A 20,024-nucleotide genomic window follows, 5' to 3' on the forward strand; every position below is an offset into this window, starting at 1 on the left:
GAGAGCATAGCCGAAGGGTTACTGATTATGCCCCGCTTCTTGATACTTGGATGCCTGCATGTCGTATAACTCTGCATATACGCCTCCACGTTTCATCAGAGTAAGATGATCTCCGGTCTCCAGCACGTTTCCTTCTTGAAGAAGAACAATATGATCCGCTAATCTTGCCGTGCTCAAACGGTGCGAAATAATAACGACCGTCTTGTTCTGCCCTAATTGCTTCAATCGTCTCATGACTTCGTGCTCCATATACGGGTCCAGAGCCGAGGTGGGCTCGTCAAATACTAAGACTTGCGCCGATTGATCTCTCATATAAGCGCGCGCCATCGCAACGCGCTGCCATTGGCCGCCGGACAGCGGAGTACCGCCAAAAAAGCGTCCGAGCTCCGTCTCGTAGCCTTGCGGCAGCTTGGCAGCAATTCCGTCAGCTCCCCCAAGCACGGCTGACCTCATCACAGCGTCCATATCCTTGTAATGCTCCATATTTCCTACTGCAATGTTGGTATTCATCGTTGCTTCATAGCGGACAAAGTCTTGAAATACGGCTGTTGCGTTGGAACGGAATGCGTCCATATCATAAGCTTCCAGGGGCATGCCATTGTAATAGATCGAACCGCTGTCTGCGTGCAGCATCCGAAGCAGCAATTTAACCAGTGTGCTTTTCCCGGCCCCATTGTCGCCGACAAGCACAGTAACCTTGCCATGGGGCAGCGTTAAATGATCGATGTTCAGAATTTCCCGCTGACCTTTATAAGAGAACTTTACCTGTTCCAGTACAAAGCCCTGATGAATGCGTGCCGGGACCGGCAAGCTTCCGGATGTTTTCGGACTCTGGAATGACAAGAACTCCGCCATATTGCGGAGATTGACCATCTCTCGCGCGCCGATAGCAAATACAGCGAATAGCTCGTTAATCCCTTCCCTGAGCTGGTACAGTGCTCCGATGAATAATAACAATGCTCCAACAGCAATTCCTCCGGATGTTGCCTGGCTTACAATAAGTAGAAGCACCATGCCGCTGACGGCAGCTTCAGCGACTCCCCAGCCCATATTGTGGAGCGTCCATTTTCTTTGATCACCGGACAGCATCTTTATCAGTTCATGGGAAGCATCCTTGTATTTCTTCTTGAAGAATGAAGTGAGACCATACATTTTCACCTCGTTTGCCAATTCGTGACTGAGAGGAATGCTCATGTAATATTCGGATCGGCGCCTCAATTCCTGGACCTCGGCCCTGCCCTCAAACGTAACGTTGTTCAGCTTGGCCTCTGCAAAAACTCTGGGAAGTGCCATAATTACAAACAAAACAGGGGCTAACGGAAAGACCGTCCATATCAGGATGGTTCCACCAATGATTTGAACAAGACCGCCAAATGTATTGGAGGTCATATCCAGCCATAACTCCGTAACATAATCGTTGTGGCGTATCACTTTGATTTTGTTATAGAAGTTTTGATCATCAAACGGAGCGATATCCTCGAACTCATTTGCCTTTTCCATCAGGAGTTCGTCGATGTGCTTCTGAATCTGAACGGTGAGTAATTTCTTATTCATCTCCACGATCGGCTCCAGCACTTCAACCAGAATGGTAAGAATCACAAACAGCACAACCATCCAGAAGAACAGACCCCGTTCGGAAAAGGCGCTGTAATCCCGTATCAAACCATCGATGACCATGGCGCTTAACCACACAAGAAGCGGACCCAGCGTAGACTCCATTAATCTGACCGACAGCACAAAGATAGCCCGCCGCGGATTAGCGCGGTACATTAGCTTAATTCCCCACCAAGCGTAGCTAGCTGTCTTTTTCAGCTCCGGCATGTTCAAATGCTTCAGCCTGAATTTTGTACATTTTTGCATACTCGCCACCCAGTTTCATTAACTGATTATGAGTTCCTTCTTCTATGATTCTCCCATCCTGTAACACAAGAATTCGAGAAGCCATCCTCACCGTACTGAAGCGATGGGAAATAAGCAGCACGGATTTGCCCTCCGCCAGCTTGCGGAAGCTGTTATATAGCTCGTACTCGGCCCTTACATCAAGGGAAGCTGTCGGTTCGTCCAGGATGATGAAGTCCGCATCGCGATACATCGACCTGGCAATGGCAAGCCGCTGCCATTGACCGCCCGACAAATCCTCGCCTCCCCATTCAGGTCCTAATAGCGTATCATAGGCATTCGGCAAATCCTGAATGAATGATTGGGCTTGCGCGAGTGTCACAGCTTCATCCATCCTCTTCAAGTCCTGCTGATCCACATTCGCAATCGCTACATTCTCTCTAACCGTCAACCCGTATTTGCCGTAATCCTGGAATACAACCGAAATGCGTTTGCGCAATTCCCCGATATCCAGTGTTCGGATATCACGCCCATTCATCCGGATAAAACCGCCCGTTAACTCATAGAATCTGCACAATAACTTAACGATGGTTGTTTTCCCAGAGCCATTGGCCCCCACTAACGCCACGCATTCACCTGGAGCGATGGTGAAGCTGATTCCATTCAATATGTATTCCCTGTCCGGACGTTCCTGTTCAGTGTCTTCAGACTCTTCTCCGGCCCCATCCTCCATATAGACGTCATACGAGTTATCGTCCATGTCTTCGTCGAAGTCAGGCTCATCTTCGTCCGTGTCATCTTCGTCTTCGCCTTCATTTGCTTCCGCATCCTGTTCATATTTAAAAACGACGTTGTTAAACTCAATGGTCATCGGACTACCGTACACATCTTTCACCGGATTCGGATCTTGATGGATATCGGGTTCCGCCTCGATAAACAGACGGAAATCATGCCCCATACGCCAAAGCTCAAGCGCATTTACGCCATCGTTGCTGGTCTCCCTCAGTTCCTTCGATAGTTGGAAGATGGCCAGCAGGTAAAGCGCGATATCCCCCATCGAAACCGAGCCGCTGCTGATTTGATTCACAATCCAAAAATACCCGAGTCCGGCCACTCCCCCGGATAACAGTCCTGTCAGGACCGAGCCGCGGACAAACCTTTTTTGCAAGTGCTCAAAACGAAGGAACAATCGTTCAAACATCTTACGATAAAGCTGCAAAAAAAACGGACCCAGCCCAAACAGCCGAATCTCCTTGGCGGCGCGGCGCCCGAGCAGCTGTTCGCGAGCGTAATTCATACGGCGGCGATCTTCAGTGGACGATTTATCATATTCCCAATCCATCTCGGCATACCGATTCTGCTTGAGGGCGTGGGGAATTGTGCTGAGCACAAGCACGATCGCTAACATCAAGGACAAATTCCCAACCAGCACAACAATGCTGATAAGGGACACAAGGCCCGTCATGAAGCTTGCGCTTAATGCAATGATCTGGGCAGGCAGCCAGTTGGCCGAATCCTGCAGCGCCTCCAGACGGTTGCGGTACTTCTTCTGATCGTACAGCTTCATACCGGGGACCTTCTCCCAAGCGTCCAGAAGAAGCAGATTGATGGCGAGCATGGAGCGTTCGGCCAGGATTTTGGATATCCATTTCTGCACAGACAACAATAACACCATGAATACCATGGAAATGGCATACGCCCATGCCCAGATCATGCTGATTCGCCCGTTTCCAACCGTAACATGATCAATGATTTGCTTGGAAGCTAGCAGTTGAAGTGCAGGGATTAGTCCTTGCACAAACATGGCTGCAAAGAGAAGCACGACCAATAACGGTCCTGATCTCCATATCATGCTCCCTATCAGTCGAATCGTCCTCATCTGGGAGATGGCCTCTTGCCACCTGCTCTGCCACCCATGTTGCCCTTTGGCTTGCTCTTGCCACATTTTCATATCAGACACCTGTCATGAAGCTATGATTCTTAACTTCTTTAAACTGTTGAAGCTCGCCAACGATTTCAATATCGGCCAGCCATCTTGGACTGCGCGGCTTTGCCCTTTCCAGGACGGCTGCTTTGCCCTTGCTCATTTCCCTGAGCCAAATTTCCATGGAGATGACCATACGTAAATATTGATAGGACATTCCCAGATCATTATTCGTATCCGACACCCGAATCAATGTTCCAAGCAGGTGCTCCCAAAATTTATGCTTGTTAATCACCTCAAGCTGATGAAGCAGGACCTCCTCTGAGCGGTCAAATAGCTGCAGCAGATTACTGCGTTCATTGAGCAAGCTCTTTCTTGCCATATGCGCATAGGACGTTTTGGTGACCCGATTATGCAAATAGGTCGGCAAAATATCTGTAAATGCCTTTCTTATCAGCATTTTGGTTCCATAATAATTATCCACTTCGCCTCTAAGCACATCATAATGCTGCTCTGTCGGCACCGAGAAGGAGAGTTCCATCATTCTGCGATCAAAAAAAGGATGCATGCTCTGCATGGATACCCCAACCGCGTCCAAATAACTGGCCCTGGGCCAGGTGTAGTCATAGTGGTACCTTTTCCCCCAATATTTGAAGGGCTTACTCTGTTTATATCGCATATAATCATCGCGTTGAGCGCTGCGTTCCCTGGCCATATGGGCTTGCGTAAAATACTCCGGCATTTCATATTCGGAGTCTGACCAAGCCAATTTGTAATACATCCTGTCGTTAACAACCGGAATAAACGGGGCTAATCCGTAAGCGGCTCCCAGTTGAATTGCCTTTCCCAGCTTATGATCAGACCAGGCCCACAGCGTATGGAGCATCTCCTTCCATTTCCGCTGCCTGATCAACGAATCGAGCACATACTCTTCGCCGGTAAATAAAAAATCCCCGCCTTCACCCGTCAACCCGGCGTCCGTTCCGAATTCGTTGGCAATGGCGGTGTACATTTCATTAATTAACACGTTAGCCCGCGGATCAGGCCCGTCCAGAAACCACAGAGGATCCCGTCCTAGTTCGGCATTCGGCATCTTCAACGTGTTATCTCCAAGAATGATGATGGAGGGCATCTGTAAATCCTGAAACAATCTCCGCACAAGATCCATGTCATTGCTCTGTACCATATCCTCACCGGAAAAGGAAATATTCACGCCTAAAACCCGCTCCTTATGCCCACCCGCAATGGCTGCGGCAAGCACAGCTGCAGAGTCCAATCCACCGCTAACCTCCACAATTGATGTTGAATGATGCAAACGATCGCCCACAGCCTCTATCATGGCATTCCGGAACATGGGAGCTGCGTCCTGTTGAATATTTTCCAAGTTGAGCAGGTTGTGCATTCCCCAATATGTATTCAAAGTCCATCTTCCGTTGTTCCATCTTGCAATCGTTGCCGCGGGTATCTTGCAGATTCCCTTAAAGAACGTATTCGCTTCGAAATTATTCTCGCCGACAGCATATTGGGAGCTTAAGTACAGCAGGCAACGTTCGTAGTCTATATCAAATGGGATATGGTGAACATGGAGCAGTGCTCTGAGGTCGCTTGAGACAAACAATTCCTGCTCAGGACTAATCCAGTAATAGATAGGCCTTGATCCATAAACATCACTGCCGATGCATAACGTCTCTCGTTCCCGGTCCCATACGGATAATGTAAAATCCCCCGAGCTGGATTGCATCATTCCTTCCGGATGCTGGTTAAAGGTCTGCAGCAGCTGATTTCTTGTGCCCATAGGCATATGGTCTCCCCATATCTGACCGCACTGTGCATGCTTCAGCCATCCATCGAGCACACAGGCGGCCCCCAAACCCTCTTGATGAGTCTTTCTTCCATGCCTCTCATACCGATACTGAAACTCCGCCATCCTCACCGGTCCGTCACAGCCTGATGCATAGGTGGTCATCGTGTCTTTGAGCCATTCGGCTAAATTGCTCGTCCACTGACTCCATGCCGCATCGTTTCCAGAACACATCGCTATCCATATTTTCATATAACGGAAGCGGCCCACCTTTCTGCTTCATCTTTCAATTTCAGCACTCGAATGATTTGCAGATCCCCATATTTGTTTTGCGGGTCTATCATGCTGCCGTCAGGCAGCTTCACCCAGGCATGGGCAAACAATTTCTCATCTATTTTCTTCACCCCGATGTGCAGCTCAGCCTGAATACCCGAACAGAACAATATCGCTTGCGCCGTGGCAGCCACGGACACGCAAGTCGCTACGACTTGGTCCTCTTCATCCAGGGTAATCAAATACCGCCCCAGCTCATCAAGCCTCTTCGAGGAGACGGACACTTCCTTGCGGCGAATGGCATTCTCAAAAAAAGGAAACAACTGCACAGCAAGCTGTCGATAGGATTGCAAGAAATCGCCGTCTTTGAGAGTACTGCGGATCAGGGAGTGAATGACCAAGGCGTATAATTTATCGTCTGATTTTCTTCGGAAGTTCATCATGTGTCTACCACAACCAAACGTTTTGCCGTCAGCTCCTCCAAGGATTGGGTTAATAGAGAATTCAGCTCGTCTTCCGCTTGATCATAAATCGTCTTCCATTTTTCCAGAATGGCGGAAGTCGTGACCGGACCTTGCGACAGCTCATTCCATAGCGCCATTGCCGCTCCCTCCAATCCGAAGTATTTCCCTTGATTCATATCCAAAAGAACAACCTCTTGGTCATGTACCGTCGTATAAACCTCTTCTTTTTGACTTATCATCATAAGGAACTCACCTCAACAAGCTTTAAATTAGACAATGAGAGAGTGAACGTCACTCTCTCATTGTTTTCAAACCTTATCCTTTTTTCACGCCAAGGCCGTTCTTTCCATCACCTGGCTTGTTCTTCTTGGCAAGCGTCAGATTCATAAAAGTGCCGTATTCTTTGATTTGACCAGCTTGAAGTTTCATGAGTCTTTCCTCCTTTCCTAATCTATTCATAAAGTGAAGTTTACAATTATTAGAATAACAAACCATTCTATTATTTCTAATCCGTGAGTTTTAATCGTGGAATCCAACCGGATTGACCAGGTCGAGCATGGACATTATGCTAAAAACCCCCTAAATAAAATTCAGGGGGATAAGACCTAATATATTGAAAGCGGAATAGAACTCGGATCGGATTTCGTCAAACAACAGCAGTCCTTTTTTGTTGGCAACTTGCGCAGCTTCCCTGCGATTTTTGACCTGAAGCTTGCGGTTGATGCTTGTCACATGGTTATCAATCGTTTTTTCTTCAATATTCAGAATACGATGAATTTCAGACGTTGTCTTTCCTTGATAGACGTAACACAGAATTTTTCTTTCTTGCGGGGTAAGAAGTTTGCTCCATAGTTCTTTTCTCTGTCGTTGGAATTCCCTTCGGATCGCTTGTGCCGATGTATGGTGAATGCCCAATGTATTCGCATGCGCTTCCCTGATGAGTTTCGTTATTGCACGACTGCAAACAGCCGATTTGACAACATAATTCACAGCTCCGTGCAGATAGGCATCCCAGATAATGCGATCTTCCTCCACCGAGGACAGCACAATTATTTTAATGTTCTCATTAATATCGATAATGCTATCGATTGCTTTGAGCACTTCCATATCATTATCAGCATTCATGTTTATAACAATGACTTCCACTTCCAAGCACTTGATCATCTGCAGTTCGATCTCATTCCCGGAAAGAACGCCGATCAGTACAATATCCCTCGATTGTTCAATTGTAAGTTTTATGCCATCGATCCACTCGGGATCATCTTCGATAAGCAGGGTTCGTATCTTCATGATGGTTCACCTCTTCTAATTTATATGATTTTGAAATTCGATAGCGACACTCTCAATATATAAAATAATTTCCATGTAAGTATATATTTGTAATTCTTATTTCATCATAACATCAATATGACATGTCATCAATCCATTCCGGACAATCGGCGCTCTGACCGTCTCCCCCATCGGCATTGACTCTCCTGAATTTTCTCCCTATCCGGCAGGTCATTCTAGAGATAAAAACAACAAAAAGGCACCTTCCTTCAAAAAGGAAAGTGCCTTTGATTCTATTATAAGGTGGTATTAACAACCTCTACTCCTGGCTTGCCGCAATGGCTTGCTCCAGATCATAAAGAATATCGTCAATGGATTCGGTTCCAATAGACAGTCGCAGCAGTTCCGGATTCACGCCCGCTGTCAGCTGCTCGTCTTCGGTCAGCTGTTGGTGCGTGGTGCTGGCCGGATGAATAATAAGAGACTTGGAGTCGCCAACGTTGGCAAGGTGGGAGAACAGCTTCACATTCTCGATCACCTTCTGCCCTGCTTCAGCTCCACCCTTGATACCGAAGGTCAGAATGGCGCCTTGGCCCTTTGGCAGGTACTTCTGTGCCAGCTCGTATGACGGATGACTCGGCAGCCCTGCATAGCTCACCCATTCCACCGCCTCGTGACTCTCCAAATACTTGGCAACCTTCAGCGCATTCTCGCTATGCCGCTCAACGCGAAGATGCAGTGTTTCCAAACCTTGCAGCAGCAGCCAGGAATTAAATGGGGAGAGGGATGCGCCGATATCCCGCAGCAGCTGGACACGCGCTTTAATAATATAAGCGATCGGGCCTACGGCCTCCGTATACACAACGCCATGATAGCTTGGGTCCGGCTCCGTAAGCCCAGGGAACTTGTCGTTTGCCGTCCAATCGAATTTACCGCTATCAACAATAACCCCGCCGATGGAAGTACCGTGACCGCCAATAAATTTGGTGGCCGAATGAACAACGATATCCGCTCCGAATTCAATCGGACGCAGCAAGTACGGGCTTGGGAAGGTATTATCCACAATCAGCGGAATACCGTTCTCGTGCGCAATGGCAGCCACAGCTTCCACGTCCAGCACGTTTCCTTGCGGATTGCCAATCGTTTCTGCAAACAATGCCTTGGTCTTGCCATTGATGGCCTTACGGAAATTCTCCGGATCCGTGGAATCCACAAAGTGCACCTTGATGCCCAGCTTCGCCAGCGTATTGGAAAATAAATTATATGTGCCGCCATACAAACTGGAGGAGGAAACAATTTCATCACCGGCACCCGCTATGTTCAGAACGGAGAACGTAATCGCTGCCTGCCCGGAAGATGTCGCCAGTGCACCGGCACCGCCCTCAAGCGCCGCAATCCGCTTCTCAAACACGTCCGTGGTCGGGTTCATAATACGTGTATAGATATTGCCGAATTCTTTAAGTGCGAACAGATTAGCCGCATGCTCACTGTCTTTAAACCCGTAGGAAGTCGTCTGATACAGAGGCACAGCACGTGATAAGGTGGTCGGATCAAGCTCCTGACCGGCATGAACCGCTAAGGTTTCAATGGAAAATTGGCGTTCTTCTGACATGGGTGTTTCCTCCCTTTTCTTCATATGGAAAGTATTATGAATTCATAATTGCTCCCATTCTCTCATACTTTCCATCGTTTGAAAAGAGCAATAACCAACTAATTTCATCGGAATATAATAAATTATTTCGATCACCTATGAGGGCTTCCATCATTCCTTCTCTTTCTTATAGACCTTGCCCCATCCGTATCCTGCCTCGGGAGACGTATCTTCCGGCATGCCGGGCAGAATCAGACCGCCATCGATACGGAGATTAATCCCGGTAATATAGGATGCCGCATCCGAACACAGCCAAGCGATTGCTTCACCGATATCCGATGGCGTACCTAACCGTCCCAGAGGGATTTTGTTACCCAGCGGCTCATCCACTGCCGACTGTCCCGGCTTATGGACAGTCGCGCCCGGAGCGACGCAGTTGACGCGGATGCCGTGCGGCGCCCACTCCAGCGCCAGCGATTGCGCCGCACGTATGAGCGCTGCCTTCATTCCGCCGTAGATGCTGTCCTTGGGGTAGGCCCTCTCCCCGCGGGAAGAGGTAATGAAAATAACATTCCCCGGGATCTCCTGTGCAATCATTTCCCTGACAGCATATTTGCTGAGCAGCATCGGCGCTCTGAAATCAAGATGAACGGTCATGTCCAGCGCATCCTCCTCAAGCTCCGTCAGCTCGTCATAAATGCCGATCCCCGCATTGTTCACCAGCAGATCAATCCGGCCAAACTCTTCAACCGTCTTGCGGATCGTGTTCTCCGCTTCACTGCGGACGGTCAGGTCGCTTTGAATAATGAGCGGCTCCTTGCCATAGATGTGGCCGATATCCTCTGCTACGTCCAATATGCCGTCTTTGCTTGAATTGTATGTCATCGCCAGCCGGTAACCTTTCTCAGCCAGTACCTTGGCAATCCCTCTTCCGATTCCTGCACCTGCTCCTGTAACTAACGCCACCTTCTCCAAGCCTTGATTACCTACGGTTCCCATCACGTTCTCTCCCTTCAGATTTCATCCTCTCATGCCACGGTGGCTTGCCGTGGATTAAACAATGATGCTCATCATGCCTAACCTTCCTTACCCTGTTCTGAGAGGGATGATTGCTTTTCCGAGATAAAATCCGAATGAAGAGCCATTCGATTCCCTGAATAGTTGATCTTGATTCACGTACAGCTATTTGCACACATTGGAGAGTTGCTCCCCGAAGTCAAGGGATCGATCAAGAAGCGTATAACACCAACATGTCCTTTCAGGAAGAACAGCTGCATTACAGTACGCAAGAATGGCTTTGGCCTTCCTCCATGGTTGCCTCATGACATTATACTGAAGGCACCGGGACCATAAAGCGTCCAAATGAATTGCCGCTGATGGATGAAACGCAAAAAAATCATCGCCCTTTTTGGGCGATGATTCTCCAAGATCCGAGCTGCAGTCAGCCGCGTCTGGCTAAAGCGTTCATATGTAGGAAAAAAGTGTCCTCCAGCGTCGGTGCCTTCTCCATAAACTCAGCACCCGGCTGCTTTTTCCCCATCAGCCTGACTCTCATGTTATTTTCCGTCATTTGAAAGTGAATTAACAGTTCCTGCGGGATCCGTTCGAAGGCCTCAAGATCAACCTCGCCCTCCCAGACGCTGGAGGCAACATTCAGCTTCCATTGGCTCGGGGAACCGATATATCGAATGCGCCCGCGATGAACCCAAATCACCGTATCTGCTGCTTCCTCCCATTCATTCAACTCGTGGGCAGCAACGATGACCATTCGGCCGCGCGCATATTTAGTAAGATAGGTGATAAGGAATTTGCGCTCCTCTGCATCCATGCCGTTCAGGGGTTCATCCAGGAACAGAAAGGACGGCGAAGCAATAAGCGCCTGTACGACGGCAATCCGCCGCTGTACCCCTTGCGATAGATTCTTGACCTTACTCTTGCGAACAGGCTCCAGCCTAAAGTCCAGCATCAGCCGGTCGATGGCTTCCGGGTTATAGATGCCTTTCAATTCCGCCATATAGGTCAGCAGCTTGCCGACCTTCATATCCCCGTACAGCTCGATATCAGCCGGAACATAACCAATTTGGCTCCGGATGAGCGGAAGATGGTCTCCTGCCTTGCGCCCGCTATACAGAATTTCACCTGCGTCGGGAGCTTGCAGCGTGGCCAACAGCTCGATCAGCGTTGTTTTTCCCGCGCCGTTCGCTCCGACAATCAGGTTCAAGCCGGAATGAATCTCCGCTTTCTCGATTTCAAGCCGATACGTTCCGGCCTGACGTTCCAGTCCTTCTACCCTAATCATTAGCGGTTCTCCAGGCTCCGTTCAATTTCAGACTGCGGCCGTAGGAGGAGACAAGCAGGATCAATCCGATAACAAGCAGGGTCATATCCGTCAGCATTTTACCGCCCATCGATACCCCGTGATCGATAATCTGGCCCTGGATGACAATCCACATGCCGTAGACCAATACGGCAGAGATCAGCGATACCACCATCCCTTTGCGAAAGAGCATATACATCGCAGCACCGCCCGTCACCAATAGAATCCCCATCCACTCCAGAATAAAGGGTCCGAATAAAAAGTGAGAGGTCTCCGCCTGGATGGATCGAAGCCCGAGGGCAAGCGTGCTCAGCAGCGCCATTCCGATGACAATGCCGGTCACAAGCAGCAGCCGGGTATACAGAACAAGTGCCGGCGGGTATGGGGTTAGCGTCTCTACAGCTCTCATCCCTTTATCCCAGGTTCGGCTGCTGAACAGCATGGATACGATCAACAGCAGAGGCGTGATCAATGGAAAAATGCCGCCAGGCAATCCGGCAAACTGATCCAACGGGTATTCCGGGTCAATCAGCAGGACGAGCATGCAGAATACCGCCCCGGCTGTGAGCAGGATGGATCTTTGATTCAAACGAATCTGGCTCCGTAGGATCTGTTTCAATGAGGGCGGGTCCACCTGTGGATTAAAATCCAGCTTGGGGGACTCGGGCTCAATCTTGAGCTGATTGAACTCTCCCTGAAGGGATGCAATGAGATGGGCCGTCTCATCCGGTGACGGCGATGGAAGGGCAGCTCGTCTAAGGGGACCCCGCAGCTCGTCTTCAAGTCTTCTCAATTCGTTATCGAATGGATGATCCATGGAGATACACCTCACTTTCTTTTACTTTGCACTGCGAATCTGACTCTTCCGATTTGGAGCGGCTCCTGACCTGTTCTTGAGGACTTTTCTCCCGTGTCCGCTGGCGCGGATTCACGGGTACCAAATCGGAATGCTCCATGGACAACGTTTTCTTTAACTTTCTTAAACCGTTATATAGATGTGTTTTTACCGTACTTAAGGGGAGGTCAACCAGGTCTGCGATTTCCTGCAGCTTCAGATCATGAAAGAATCGAAGGGATATGACTTCCTGTTGTATATCGGGCAGGCTCTCCAGCGATGCGGCTATCTCCAGTGACGTTTCCTGCCTCTCCACAAGCTCCTCGGCACCGGGTGCAGGATCGTATGCATCAGGCATCTCCTCGCCTGCAAGCCCCTCAGACCTGTACGATGCGCTCTTCCAGTAATCCTTGCACATATTCAGGGCGACGCGGTATAACCAGGAGCGAACATGTTCCAGTGTCCCGTGCTGGTTCAGATGCCGTATGAGCCGGATAAAGGTTTCCTGAACGATATCTTGAGCCTTCTGCCTGTCAACAAGCCGCTGGGTTGTATAACTGAGCAGAGGTCCATGGTACCTGGTCACCAACATTTCGAATGCTTCCTGGTCGCCGGCCGCCATGCGTTCGGTCAGCTGCTGATCAGAAATCATGCCTTCCCCCCCTTTCTATATGCATTTCTAATCTTCCCATTTTATCTATTTCTCAATTATAACCGACCGTGTGCATGTGCATAGTCGTCATTATTTGACATTCATCATGGCATCCCACTTTTGCTGCCACTCCTTGTATGTGATCGGTTTCTCCGGGTCCAGGAATTTGTTCCGCTCGGTATCGGGCAGCCGCACCCCTTGTTGGTAAAAATGCACCAGCAGTTCTTTGACCTGGTGCCCTCTGCCCTCTTCCAATGCCCTTCTGACTTGCTTGGCCATGCTGATGCCGATTTTGTTCTGAGGGTCGCTGCCGTCCCCGTTTTTGAACAGCAGCTGCTGTACCGAACGCAAATTGAGATACGCCGATCTTAATTCCTTATCGCTGAGCCCTTTCTCTTCAATGTAATACACGTACCAGAACAGACTGCTGATCTTTCCGCGAACATCTCTCTCTGGATGTTCATAATAATTATAAATGGCATCCTGGTTGCCAAACAGAATGGAATTCATCCACTCGCCTGACAGATTGCTGATGTTATACGTGTATTGGTGAGAGGAGAGAATCAACGAATGGTCTACCCGAGGATATCTAAATCCTTGACCCAGATACAAAATCTTGTCCACACTGCCTTTAAACTCGGGTACCCATTTGGCAAAATAGTCGTGTTTTTTCTTCAGATCACGCAGCATCAATTTTGATGTTTTCTCCAGATATGGGGTTGTCACAACCATGACCGGAAATTGATTCAAGCGAATCTCCCTCCAGAACTTGCCTCCGTACAGGGAAACATTCTGTTCGGTCCCCTGGACCTCAAACCGCTGATAGCCCGGCCTTCGTTCCAGCTCCTTCATCCCCGTATACAAGGGAACCGGGTAGCCTTCCACCTCCAGCCGCATATCGCCGATAGAATAACGCATGACGCCGTATTCCCCGCCAAGATACATTTCGGTTGGCCGATTGTTTTCCTCCGGATTCTTCAAGTATACATTCTGATGCCCGGGCAGCGGGTACCAGGCCATATGTCCCTCCAGCTTAACTTCGGGTCCCACACTATAGGCGGCAAATTCTTCGCTGGAGTATCCGGGCATAAAATCCATAACATGACCTCTGTATGTCAGCTCTGCTTGAATGTCGTTTCCATTCGCAACGCCCGCCATACTTACCGAAATCCGCTCTCCTTGTCTGCGGTATGGAGCGTCCACTCCCTGGAGCTGGACACGGTCCAGCTTGAACATCCGGTTCAGGGTCAGCGGAAGCTGCTTCTTACCCGATACTTCTTCAGAGAGTGGTATATTCAGCCTCGCCGTAACCAGAAGTTCATCATTCGGCAGTCGTTTCAGTTTGATATCGTAGGAGGAAACCCTGTAAATCGATCCGATTTCCGTATCATTAACATAGGAAACCGAAGGGTCCTCCAGCCTGTTATCAATTTGGGCATATCGTTCCGACCAGATCGTACTGTAAGGTACCGCGGCAATCGCTGTTAACACAAAAGCGCCGAGCACGACAACCCAGCCTGCCCTCAAGAGCATCGTTGGACGCCTGCGGTTTAACAAGAACAAACACACGGTAAGCAGCATGAGGGTGAAGGCCAGCACGAACCACCGGGCCAGCTGTATATCCTCGGTTAACAAGCCGTATCCCCAATTTTCATACTCATACCGGTTGGACTGCAGAAAGAATTGATTGAGATGGAACACTTGAGCCGGAAGCCATTTCAGTTCGCTGATGATATAAATCTCCATGAAAAAAGTTCCGAACATCCATGCACAGAAACCGATCAAATAAACAATCCGATTCGGAATGCTCGCTCCGAGAAGCATCGCGAGCGCCAGAGTTACCATATAGGAAACTTCATACTGCACTGCAATTTGCATCGTGTGCATGATCGCAATTTCACTGGCAATGCCTTTGCTAACCGACGTGGACAGCGTGAACAGGGAAAAGTACAGCAGGCTCACCACGTATTTCGATGACAGCAATGTAAAGAAGGGTACAGGCAAGCTGTGATTCCATTCGAAGGATCGGCGGCTGATGTCTCTTCGGATGGACAAAATGCCGATCAGCATAGCCGGGCCCAGCGTCATCGTATGGCCCAGCATATGGAAGGAATACGCAGCCGTGTACAGATTATGGTCTGCCCCGTTGCCGCTGGCCGCTTGCAGCATCATGACGATAAACAAAACGGCATAGATGATTGGCATTGAGGCAAACAGAGGATTGCCGAACAGGAGCCGAAGTTCCAGGAGGCTGTGCCTCCACCATTTATGCATGGCGATCCCTCCGCAGCAAGGCCAGATAACCGTCTTCTAAAGAAGGATCAGCCGCAAACGCGCCTTCAACCGGCGCAGTTGGACTGATAAAGCGGCACAAGATGCCTTCCGGAACCGTTCGGGTGGACACTACGGACATGGGATCAATCAAGGCAAATTCGTCCGGGCTCATCACGGCTTCCCATACTTGCCCTTGACCGCAGGCCTGTAGTTCAGCCAGGCTCCCTGTCATGACCAGCCTCCCCTTGTTCATAACGGCGATACGCCGGCAGTTGCTCTCGATGTCGGCTACGATATGGGTTGACAGCAGCACGGTCCGGTTGATGCTAAACCGAGTCAGCACGTTACGAAACCGGACACGCTCCTGAGGATCAAGCCCGGATGTCGGCTCGTCAACGATCAGAACGTCCGGGGATCCTAATAGCGCTTGGGCAATGCCCAGCCGCTGCTTCATTCCACCGGAGTATGTGCGCACTTTCTTGTCGGCCTTCTCTTGGAGATTCACCATCTCAAGCAGCCTGGAGATTTCCTTCATCCTTGCGTTTCGATCGGTAATCCCCTTCATAGCGGCAACATAATCCAGATAATCCCTGCCAGTCAGCTGCGGGTAAATATGAAAGTGCTGCGGCAAATAACCGATCATCTGCCGAATCTCCTCAGGCCGTCCAAGCGATATCCCGTTCATTCTTACCTGCCCGGAGGTTGGAGACAATAAGGTCGACAGGATACGCATCAGCGTTGTTTTGCCAGCGCCATTGGGTCCCAGCAGACCGGTCATGCCTTTATCAAATTGTAGAGAAACATCCAAGAGCGCCCATGCGCCCTTGCGATAGGTTTTGGATAGATGTTCAATGGTAATCATTCTAGAATCCTTTCACCATTTACGATTATGGGATAAGCCCGCGCGGTTTACGTTAATTGGAACGAACCGCCTTCTCAAAAAGTTTGAATTTTCACCGTTCTAAAGCCAATTTATTTATAAGGTGCAAAAAAGCCCGTGATCCTAAAAACGGATTGCGGGCATAATCTAATGGGTTCTGATCTTATTAGTATAACATGCAGCGGCAATGTTCATCCGCAATCCTTCAAGGCGTAAATATTTCACGTCCCAAATGATTAACGGGATCGATCATTCATGTGCTGTTTGCGTTACCGGTGCGCTTCATACTGGTTCGCGCGGGTTATAGCCTGAATCGTCTGGATATCTTGCGGCGACAGCTTCTCCACAGTACCTGCAGCAATATTATGCAGCAGCTGTTCAAGCGAGCTTGCGCCGGGAATCGTGCAGGCAACGGCTGCATGGCTTAACGCATAGCGAATGGCCGTATGAGTCAGATCCGCGCCATTTCCATACTCTTCAAGTCTCTTCAGAATGTCCAGCAGCTCATTTTTGCTGTAGTCCAGGTAACCCTTCTCTACCTTGGATTGGCCCCGATCCGACAAGATCCCCCGGGCAACGGGACCCCGCGCAATGGCGGAAATCCCATTCTCCGCCAGCAGATCGAGCACCTCTTCCTCCGGTCTCCGGTCCAGGATGCTGTATTGGCTCATGACACTGACGATATTGGATTTACTCACATATTCACGGATGACATTCGGACGGATGGACGAAATCCCGTAATAGCGAATCCATCCTTCGCGCTTCAGCTCTTCAAAAGCTTCGATCGTCTCTTCCACCGGATCATCCAGCGTTCCTCCATGGAGCTGATACAGATCGATATAATCCGTACCCAGCCTGCGAAGACTGTCCTTGACGGTTGATTTTATGTAATCTTTGGAGGGGTCCCATACCCAGCCATCCTGACCTTCAACACGCCGGTTGCCTACTTTAGTAGCGATAATGACATCCTCTCTCCGGCCTTGAACGGCTTTGCCGACCAGTTCTTCATTACGACCCTTATCGTACAAATCCGCCGTGTCCAAGAAATTCACGCCCTGATCAAGCGCTTCATGAATCAGCTTCACCGCTTGTCCTTCATCCGTTCCCAATGACATGCAGCCCAGCCCAATTTCGCTTACATACAATTCTGAAGATCCCAGCTGATTGGTTCTCATGTTCGATATCCTCCTCTTATTTATGATGAATAAGGTTCTACCCCTTTACTTACCCTAAAATATCGATCCAGATCTTGAACGCCGTTACCGCAATGAGAATCGCCAAGGCATATCGCAGCAGACGAACATTCAGCCTGCGGCTGATCATGGCGCCGATAGGCGCACCCAGCAGGCTCCCCACAACGGCAAACAGGGAAGGCCAGAACGGAATGCCGCCTGAAACGATTTTGCCAATAACACCGCCGACTGCAGACAGAAATACGATAGCAAGTGAGGATGCAATGGTGATCCGAGTCGGTATTTTTAGAACCGTGAGCATAATGGGGATGAGGATAAAAGCGCCTCCGGCACCAACGATCCCGGCAATGCCTCCGACTATGAACGCGGCTCCCATTGCAATCCCTGAATGATAGGTAACCTCGCTCACCGACCTCTGTTCCATGGACGCCCGTGTCGGCACAATCATTAATAACACAGCGATCACCGCCAGGAAACCGTAAACGACGTTGATCGTTTCGCTGGTCATCAGCATCGACGACAAGCTCCCGATCAGACTGCCTACCAGCGTGCTGGCCCCCATCTGAATAACCAATGGCTTGTGAACGTATGACTCACTTCCGCGCGAACTCATCCGGTTGGTTATCATGCCTGACAATGAGGCGAAAAATACCTGAAGCATGCTAATGGATGCCACTTCCTTGGAAGTGAAAGCCTCCAATCCAAACCAGGAGGGAACATACAGCAGCAATGGGAAATTAATGATAGCCCCGCCAATACCCAGCAGCCCAGAGAAAAAGGAACCAATGATACCTATAAAGATCATGACTACAAGCTGCACTATCAAGGTGATCGATCTCCGTTTCATTTGATATCGTTTTACGGGCACATTGCTATTGAATGTACCTCGTTGTTGATTTATAATAAAACCCAAGTATTTATATCGGAAATCAGGGAGGTGTGTGGCGATCATGTTAAACAAGCTGAAATTTCTCTTCCAGGACCGATGTCCTGACTGCGAGCAGAAGCTGATCTCCAAGCAGGAAGACATGGCTACGATCAAGCATTGCCCGGATCACCACTACACCGAGGAAATATATAATCAGTTGGGCGTTACAATTGTTTATCATCCCAGTAAAGACAACAGTTAAATCAGCCTAAACCCGGCACAAACCATCCCAATCGCTCATACCGTCTCTAATCCATTTACTTACTCATTCCATTCCCCTCCCGCTGACCTAACGAGAAACAGAACTGTAATTTCAGCAACCATCACCAGAAGTGAGCAGATGAAAATAACAGACATCATATCCCCCGAATCCAGATTCAGCATGAATGGGTACAGGATAAGCAATAACAGCTGCCCAGCCATAAACAGGTGCAGCCGGAAGCGGGCTTTCCTATCCAATTCGGATTCCGTGCCTGTATAATGAGCTTGAATCCCTCTGCAGATACCGTAAATCAATGCCGTATGCAGGAGCACGGCAGGCAGTAGAATGAACAGGTTCTTAACCGATTGCATGTGCACGCTGCCCATTGCGACCTCGGGGAACCAAAATAATGAAGCCGCCGACCACACCAGCAGCAGCCAAGCCGACAGATGTCCCAGCCTAAAATATCCGTTCAATCGCTGCAGCCGCCATAACCCTGAGGCAATCAGCAGATACCCCAGCATATCGGGCAGCATATCCACCATTTCAACCTTCAGATCGATGAGTACAAAGAGCAGCCCCCAGAGTATACGATACCAAGCTCTTCTCATAATCCCTTCCTTCTTTCGCGGACATATGCCGTCATTTCTTTATCGGTCGGACTTGGATGATAAGGTATGATCGTATCTTCCTGCCAGGTGCCCTGTCCTTCCTCCGTAAACGTTGTTCTCAGCATTAACTGATACACCTGCATACTCTTCTCACGAGACGGCATATTAAATTGATGGCTGATCCTAAAAGAGTCCCCTTGATTCATCTTCGCTGGAAGCTGTATCTCCTGAATAGGCATACCGCTCTGTTCCATCTGTAATTCCGAGGGCAGCGGGCGGTAACTGATACCGAGCACTTGACCCGGGATATCGGCATAGATTTGCAAAGCTCCTTCTTCTTCTGCGATATCCAGAAACTTCGAGGAGAACGCTGTTAACTGAAGCGGCCGCTTGATGACCGCGGAGTTGTATCCCGAGTGATCCGACGAGGATCCAACGGAGGTCCACTCCACGGGTTTGACTTCGTTATATGTACCAGGCCAAATGTAAATTTCGCCTACGTCCACCTGTTCCGAGGTTCCATCGGAGTAAAGCGCGGTGATCTCGCGGACAAGCACTGGCTCCTTAAGCAGCTCTTCCGCCACGCCCTGCCCTCGAGCAGGGTTATTTAAATTCACCATCATTTTCCCTAGATACTGCCTTTGGTACTCTGCATATTTGGGATAAGGTGTCACGATCTGTTCAGGGTAACCCTCGATCCGAATGGTGCTCAGGGTCTTATCGGCTCGTTTGTCCTCTATATAATACAAGTCAAACACGTGCCCTTCCCTATCCGATGTCTCAACATGATGCGCAAGGAATACCGTACTTCCCAGTTGATTGGCTTCATAATACCAGACATTTCCGATCCAACTGCAGGCAACCAGCAGGATGGCGAGCACATAATACCACTTCTTGCTCATGGCCCCTCCTTATGTATCATGCGTTTGTTCATATTCTTTAACTATATTAACACGTAAATATAATAAGGG

The 20,024-nt window shown here is 49.4% G+C and carries 19 protein-coding genes and 1 pseudogene; 2 read left to right on the forward strand and 18 right to left on the reverse strand.

Translation table 11 applies throughout. The features are described 5' to 3' along the window. Positions 1 to 18: 18 nt before the first annotated feature. The 9 genes from PGL02S_RS14810 to PGL02S_RS14845 all read right to left on the reverse strand — a co-directional run bounded on the left by PGL02S_RS14810 (position 19) and on the right by PGL02S_RS14845 (position 10,160). Positions 19 to 1,821, reverse strand: coding sequence for an ABC transporter ATP-binding protein (locus tag PGL02S_RS14810; RefSeq protein WP_036643501.1), 1,803 nt, complete (start codon positions 1,819 to 1,821; stop codon positions 19 to 21). Next, a complete protein-coding gene (locus PGL02S_RS14815) occupies positions 1,796 to 3,790 on the reverse strand; it encodes an ABC transporter ATP-binding protein (RefSeq protein ID WP_051449331.1) in 1,995 nt (664 codons plus the stop codon). Before PGL02S_RS14815 ends, PGL02S_RS14810 begins: the two co-directional genes overlap by 26 nt. Before the next feature lies 1 nt (position 3,791). Beyond that, positions 3,792 to 5,816, reverse strand: a complete 2,025-nt coding sequence (locus PGL02S_RS14820) for an asparagine synthase-related protein (RefSeq protein ID WP_036643503.1) — start codon at positions 5,814 to 5,816, stop codon at positions 3,792 to 3,794. Then, on the reverse strand, positions 5,813 to 6,280 hold the full coding sequence (locus tag PGL02S_RS14825) for a lasso peptide biosynthesis B2 protein (protein WP_051449332.1): 468 nt from the start codon (positions 6,278 to 6,280) through the stop codon (positions 5,813 to 5,815). The genes PGL02S_RS14820 and PGL02S_RS14825 overlap by 4 nt, the downstream gene beginning before the upstream one ends. After that, positions 6,277 to 6,543 carry a PqqD family protein gene (locus tag PGL02S_RS14830; RefSeq protein WP_006212740.1) on the reverse strand — a complete coding sequence of 89 codons (267 nt, stop codon included), beginning with the start codon at positions 6,541 to 6,543 and terminating at the stop codon, positions 6,277 to 6,279. The genes PGL02S_RS14825 and PGL02S_RS14830 overlap by 4 nt, the downstream gene beginning before the upstream one ends. Before the next feature lie 73 nt (positions 6,544 to 6,616). Further along, entirely contained in the window at positions 6,617 to 6,730 is a 114-nt protein-coding gene (locus tag PGL02S_RS29195) for a lariocidin family lasso peptide (protein WP_006212741.1), read from the reverse strand. A gap of 150 nt (positions 6,731 to 6,880) precedes the next feature. Continuing rightward, positions 6,881 to 7,591 carry a response regulator transcription factor gene (locus PGL02S_RS14835; protein ID WP_036643505.1) on the reverse strand — a complete coding sequence of 237 codons (711 nt, stop codon included), beginning with the start codon at positions 7,589 to 7,591 and terminating at the stop codon, positions 6,881 to 6,883. 298 nt (positions 7,592 to 7,889) lie between these two features. After that, on the reverse strand, positions 7,890 to 9,182 hold the full coding sequence (locus PGL02S_RS14840) for a homocysteine synthase (protein WP_036643507.1): 1,293 nt from the start codon (positions 9,180 to 9,182) through the stop codon (positions 7,890 to 7,892). A 150-nt stretch (positions 9,183 to 9,332) separates the two neighbouring features. Beyond that, entirely contained in the window at positions 9,333 to 10,160 is an 828-nt protein-coding gene (locus PGL02S_RS14845; protein WP_036643509.1) for an SDR family NAD(P)-dependent oxidoreductase, read from the reverse strand. Positions 10,161 to 10,384: 224 nt separating this feature from the next. Between PGL02S_RS14845 and PGL02S_RS28805 the strand changes: the two genes are divergently transcribed. After that, a complete protein-coding gene (locus tag PGL02S_RS28805; RefSeq protein WP_387586378.1) occupies positions 10,385 to 10,486 on the forward strand; it encodes a DUF3949 domain-containing protein in 102 nt (33 codons plus the stop codon). Between the two features lie 116 nt (positions 10,487 to 10,602). Here the strand turns inward: PGL02S_RS28805 and PGL02S_RS14855 are convergent, their stop codons facing one another. The 7 genes and pseudogenes from PGL02S_RS14855 to PGL02S_RS14885 all read right to left on the reverse strand — a co-directional run bounded on the left by PGL02S_RS14855 (position 10,603) and on the right by PGL02S_RS14885 (position 18,138). Continuing rightward, the gene (locus PGL02S_RS14855; protein WP_036643510.1) at positions 10,603 to 11,460 is read right to left on the reverse strand and encodes an ABC transporter ATP-binding protein; all 858 of its coding nucleotides are present in this window, start codon (positions 11,458 to 11,460) and stop codon (positions 10,603 to 10,605) included. Further along, positions 11,453 to 12,295, reverse strand: coding sequence for a hypothetical protein (locus tag PGL02S_RS14860; RefSeq protein WP_036643511.1), 843 nt, complete (start codon positions 12,293 to 12,295; stop codon positions 11,453 to 11,455). The genes PGL02S_RS14855 and PGL02S_RS14860 overlap by 8 nt, the downstream gene beginning before the upstream one ends. Continuing rightward, positions 12,276 to 12,965, reverse strand: coding sequence for an RNA polymerase sigma factor (locus PGL02S_RS14865; RefSeq protein WP_036643512.1), 690 nt, complete (start codon positions 12,963 to 12,965; stop codon positions 12,276 to 12,278). The genes PGL02S_RS14860 and PGL02S_RS14865 overlap by 20 nt, the downstream gene beginning before the upstream one ends. Before the next feature lie 90 nt (positions 12,966 to 13,055). Then, positions 13,056 to 15,239, reverse strand: a complete 2,184-nt coding sequence (locus tag PGL02S_RS14870; protein ID WP_063455960.1) for an ABC transporter permease — start codon at positions 15,237 to 15,239, stop codon at positions 13,056 to 13,058. Then, positions 15,232 to 16,101: an ABC transporter ATP-binding protein gene (locus PGL02S_RS14875; RefSeq protein ID WP_036643515.1), complete on the reverse strand. Its 870-nt coding sequence runs from the start codon at positions 16,099 to 16,101 to the stop codon at positions 15,232 to 15,234. The genes PGL02S_RS14870 and PGL02S_RS14875 overlap by 8 nt, the downstream gene beginning before the upstream one ends. Positions 16,102 to 16,433: 332 nt before the next feature. After that, positions 16,434 to 17,294 (reverse strand): annotated as a pseudogene (locus PGL02S_RS14880) (aldo/keto reductase); the annotation flags it as partial. Between the two features lie 49 nt (positions 17,295 to 17,343). Further along, positions 17,344 to 18,138: a sulfite exporter TauE/SafE family protein gene (locus PGL02S_RS14885; RefSeq protein ID WP_081742858.1), complete on the reverse strand. Its 795-nt coding sequence runs from the start codon at positions 18,136 to 18,138 to the stop codon at positions 17,344 to 17,346. A gap of 124 nt (positions 18,139 to 18,262) precedes the next feature. Between PGL02S_RS14885 and PGL02S_RS14890 the strand changes: the two genes are divergently transcribed. After that, complete coding sequence (locus tag PGL02S_RS14890) at positions 18,263 to 18,442, forward strand: hypothetical protein (protein WP_006212752.1); 180 nt, start codon at positions 18,263 to 18,265, stop codon at positions 18,440 to 18,442. Positions 18,443 to 18,501: 59 nt separating this feature from the next. On the opposite strand, the gene PGL02S_RS14895 is transcribed toward PGL02S_RS14890, so the two are convergent. Together PGL02S_RS14895 and PGL02S_RS14900 are read right to left on the reverse strand one after the other, a co-directional pair. Next, a complete protein-coding gene (locus PGL02S_RS14895) occupies positions 18,502 to 19,053 on the reverse strand; it encodes a hypothetical protein (RefSeq protein ID WP_036643519.1) in 552 nt (183 codons plus the stop codon). Beyond that, a complete protein-coding gene (locus PGL02S_RS14900) occupies positions 19,050 to 19,955 on the reverse strand; it encodes a hypothetical protein (protein ID WP_036643521.1) in 906 nt (301 codons plus the stop codon). The genes PGL02S_RS14895 and PGL02S_RS14900 overlap by 4 nt, the downstream gene beginning before the upstream one ends. Positions 19,956 to 20,024: the final 69 nt, after the last annotated feature.

Source organism: Paenibacillus glucanolyticus NBRC 15330 (assembly GCF_004000885.1).
GTDB lineage: Bacteria > Bacillota > Bacilli > Paenibacillales > Paenibacillaceae > Paenibacillus_AQ > Paenibacillus_AQ glucanolyticus.

Excerpts from the sequence above, each read along its gene's own strand:
- PGL02S_RS14840 (WP_036643507.1), bottom strand. The coding sequence starts at position 9,182 with ATGTCAGAAGAACGCCAATTTTCCATTGAAACCTTAGCGGTTCATGCC.
- PGL02S_RS14830 (WP_006212740.1), bottom strand. The coding sequence starts at position 6,543 with ATGATGATAAGTCAAAAAGAAGAGGTTTATACGACGGTACATGACCAA.
- PGL02S_RS29195 (WP_006212741.1), bottom strand. The coding sequence starts at position 6,730 with ATGAAACTTCAAGCTGGTCAAATCAAAGAATACGGCACTTTTATGAAT.
- PGL02S_RS14900 (WP_036643521.1), bottom strand. The coding sequence starts at position 19,955 with ATGAGCAAGAAGTGGTATTATGTGCTCGCCATCCTGCTGGTTGCCTGC.
- PGL02S_RS14815 (WP_051449331.1), bottom strand. The coding sequence starts at position 3,790 with ATGAAAATGTGGCAAGAGCAAGCCAAAGGGCAACATGGGTGGCAGAGC.
- PGL02S_RS14845 (WP_036643509.1), bottom strand. The coding sequence starts at position 10,160 with ATGGGAACCGTAGGTAATCAAGGCTTGGAGAAGGTGGCGTTAGTTACA.
- PGL02S_RS14870 (WP_063455960.1), bottom strand. The coding sequence starts at position 15,239 with ATGCATAAATGGTGGAGGCACAGCCTCCTGGAACTTCGGCTCCTGTTC.
- PGL02S_RS14875 (WP_036643515.1), bottom strand. The coding sequence starts at position 16,101 with ATGATTACCATTGAACATCTATCCAAAACCTATCGCAAGGGCGCATGG.
- PGL02S_RS14890 (WP_006212752.1), top strand. The coding sequence starts at position 18,263 with ATGTTAAACAAGCTGAAATTTCTCTTCCAGGACCGATGTCCTGACTGC.
- PGL02S_RS14820 (WP_036643503.1), bottom strand. The coding sequence starts at position 5,816 with ATGAAAATATGGATAGCGATGTGTTCTGGAAACGATGCGGCATGGAGT.
- PGL02S_RS14810 (WP_036643501.1), bottom strand. The coding sequence starts at position 1,821 with ATGCCGGAGCTGAAAAAGACAGCTAGCTACGCTTGGTGGGGAATTAAG.
- PGL02S_RS14865 (WP_036643512.1), bottom strand. The coding sequence starts at position 12,965 with ATGATTTCTGATCAGCAGCTGACCGAACGCATGGCGGCCGGCGACCAG.
- PGL02S_RS14895 (WP_036643519.1), bottom strand. The coding sequence starts at position 19,053 with ATGAGAAGAGCTTGGTATCGTATACTCTGGGGGCTGCTCTTTGTACTC.
- PGL02S_RS14860 (WP_036643511.1), bottom strand. The coding sequence starts at position 12,295 with ATGGATCATCCATTCGATAACGAATTGAGAAGACTTGAAGACGAGCTG.
- PGL02S_RS14855 (WP_036643510.1), bottom strand. The coding sequence starts at position 11,460 with ATGATTAGGGTAGAAGGACTGGAACGTCAGGCCGGAACGTATCGGCTT.
- PGL02S_RS14825 (WP_051449332.1), bottom strand. The coding sequence starts at position 6,280 with ATGATGAACTTCCGAAGAAAATCAGACGATAAATTATACGCCTTGGTC.
- PGL02S_RS14835 (WP_036643505.1), bottom strand. The coding sequence starts at position 7,591 with ATGAAGATACGAACCCTGCTTATCGAAGATGATCCCGAGTGGATCGAT.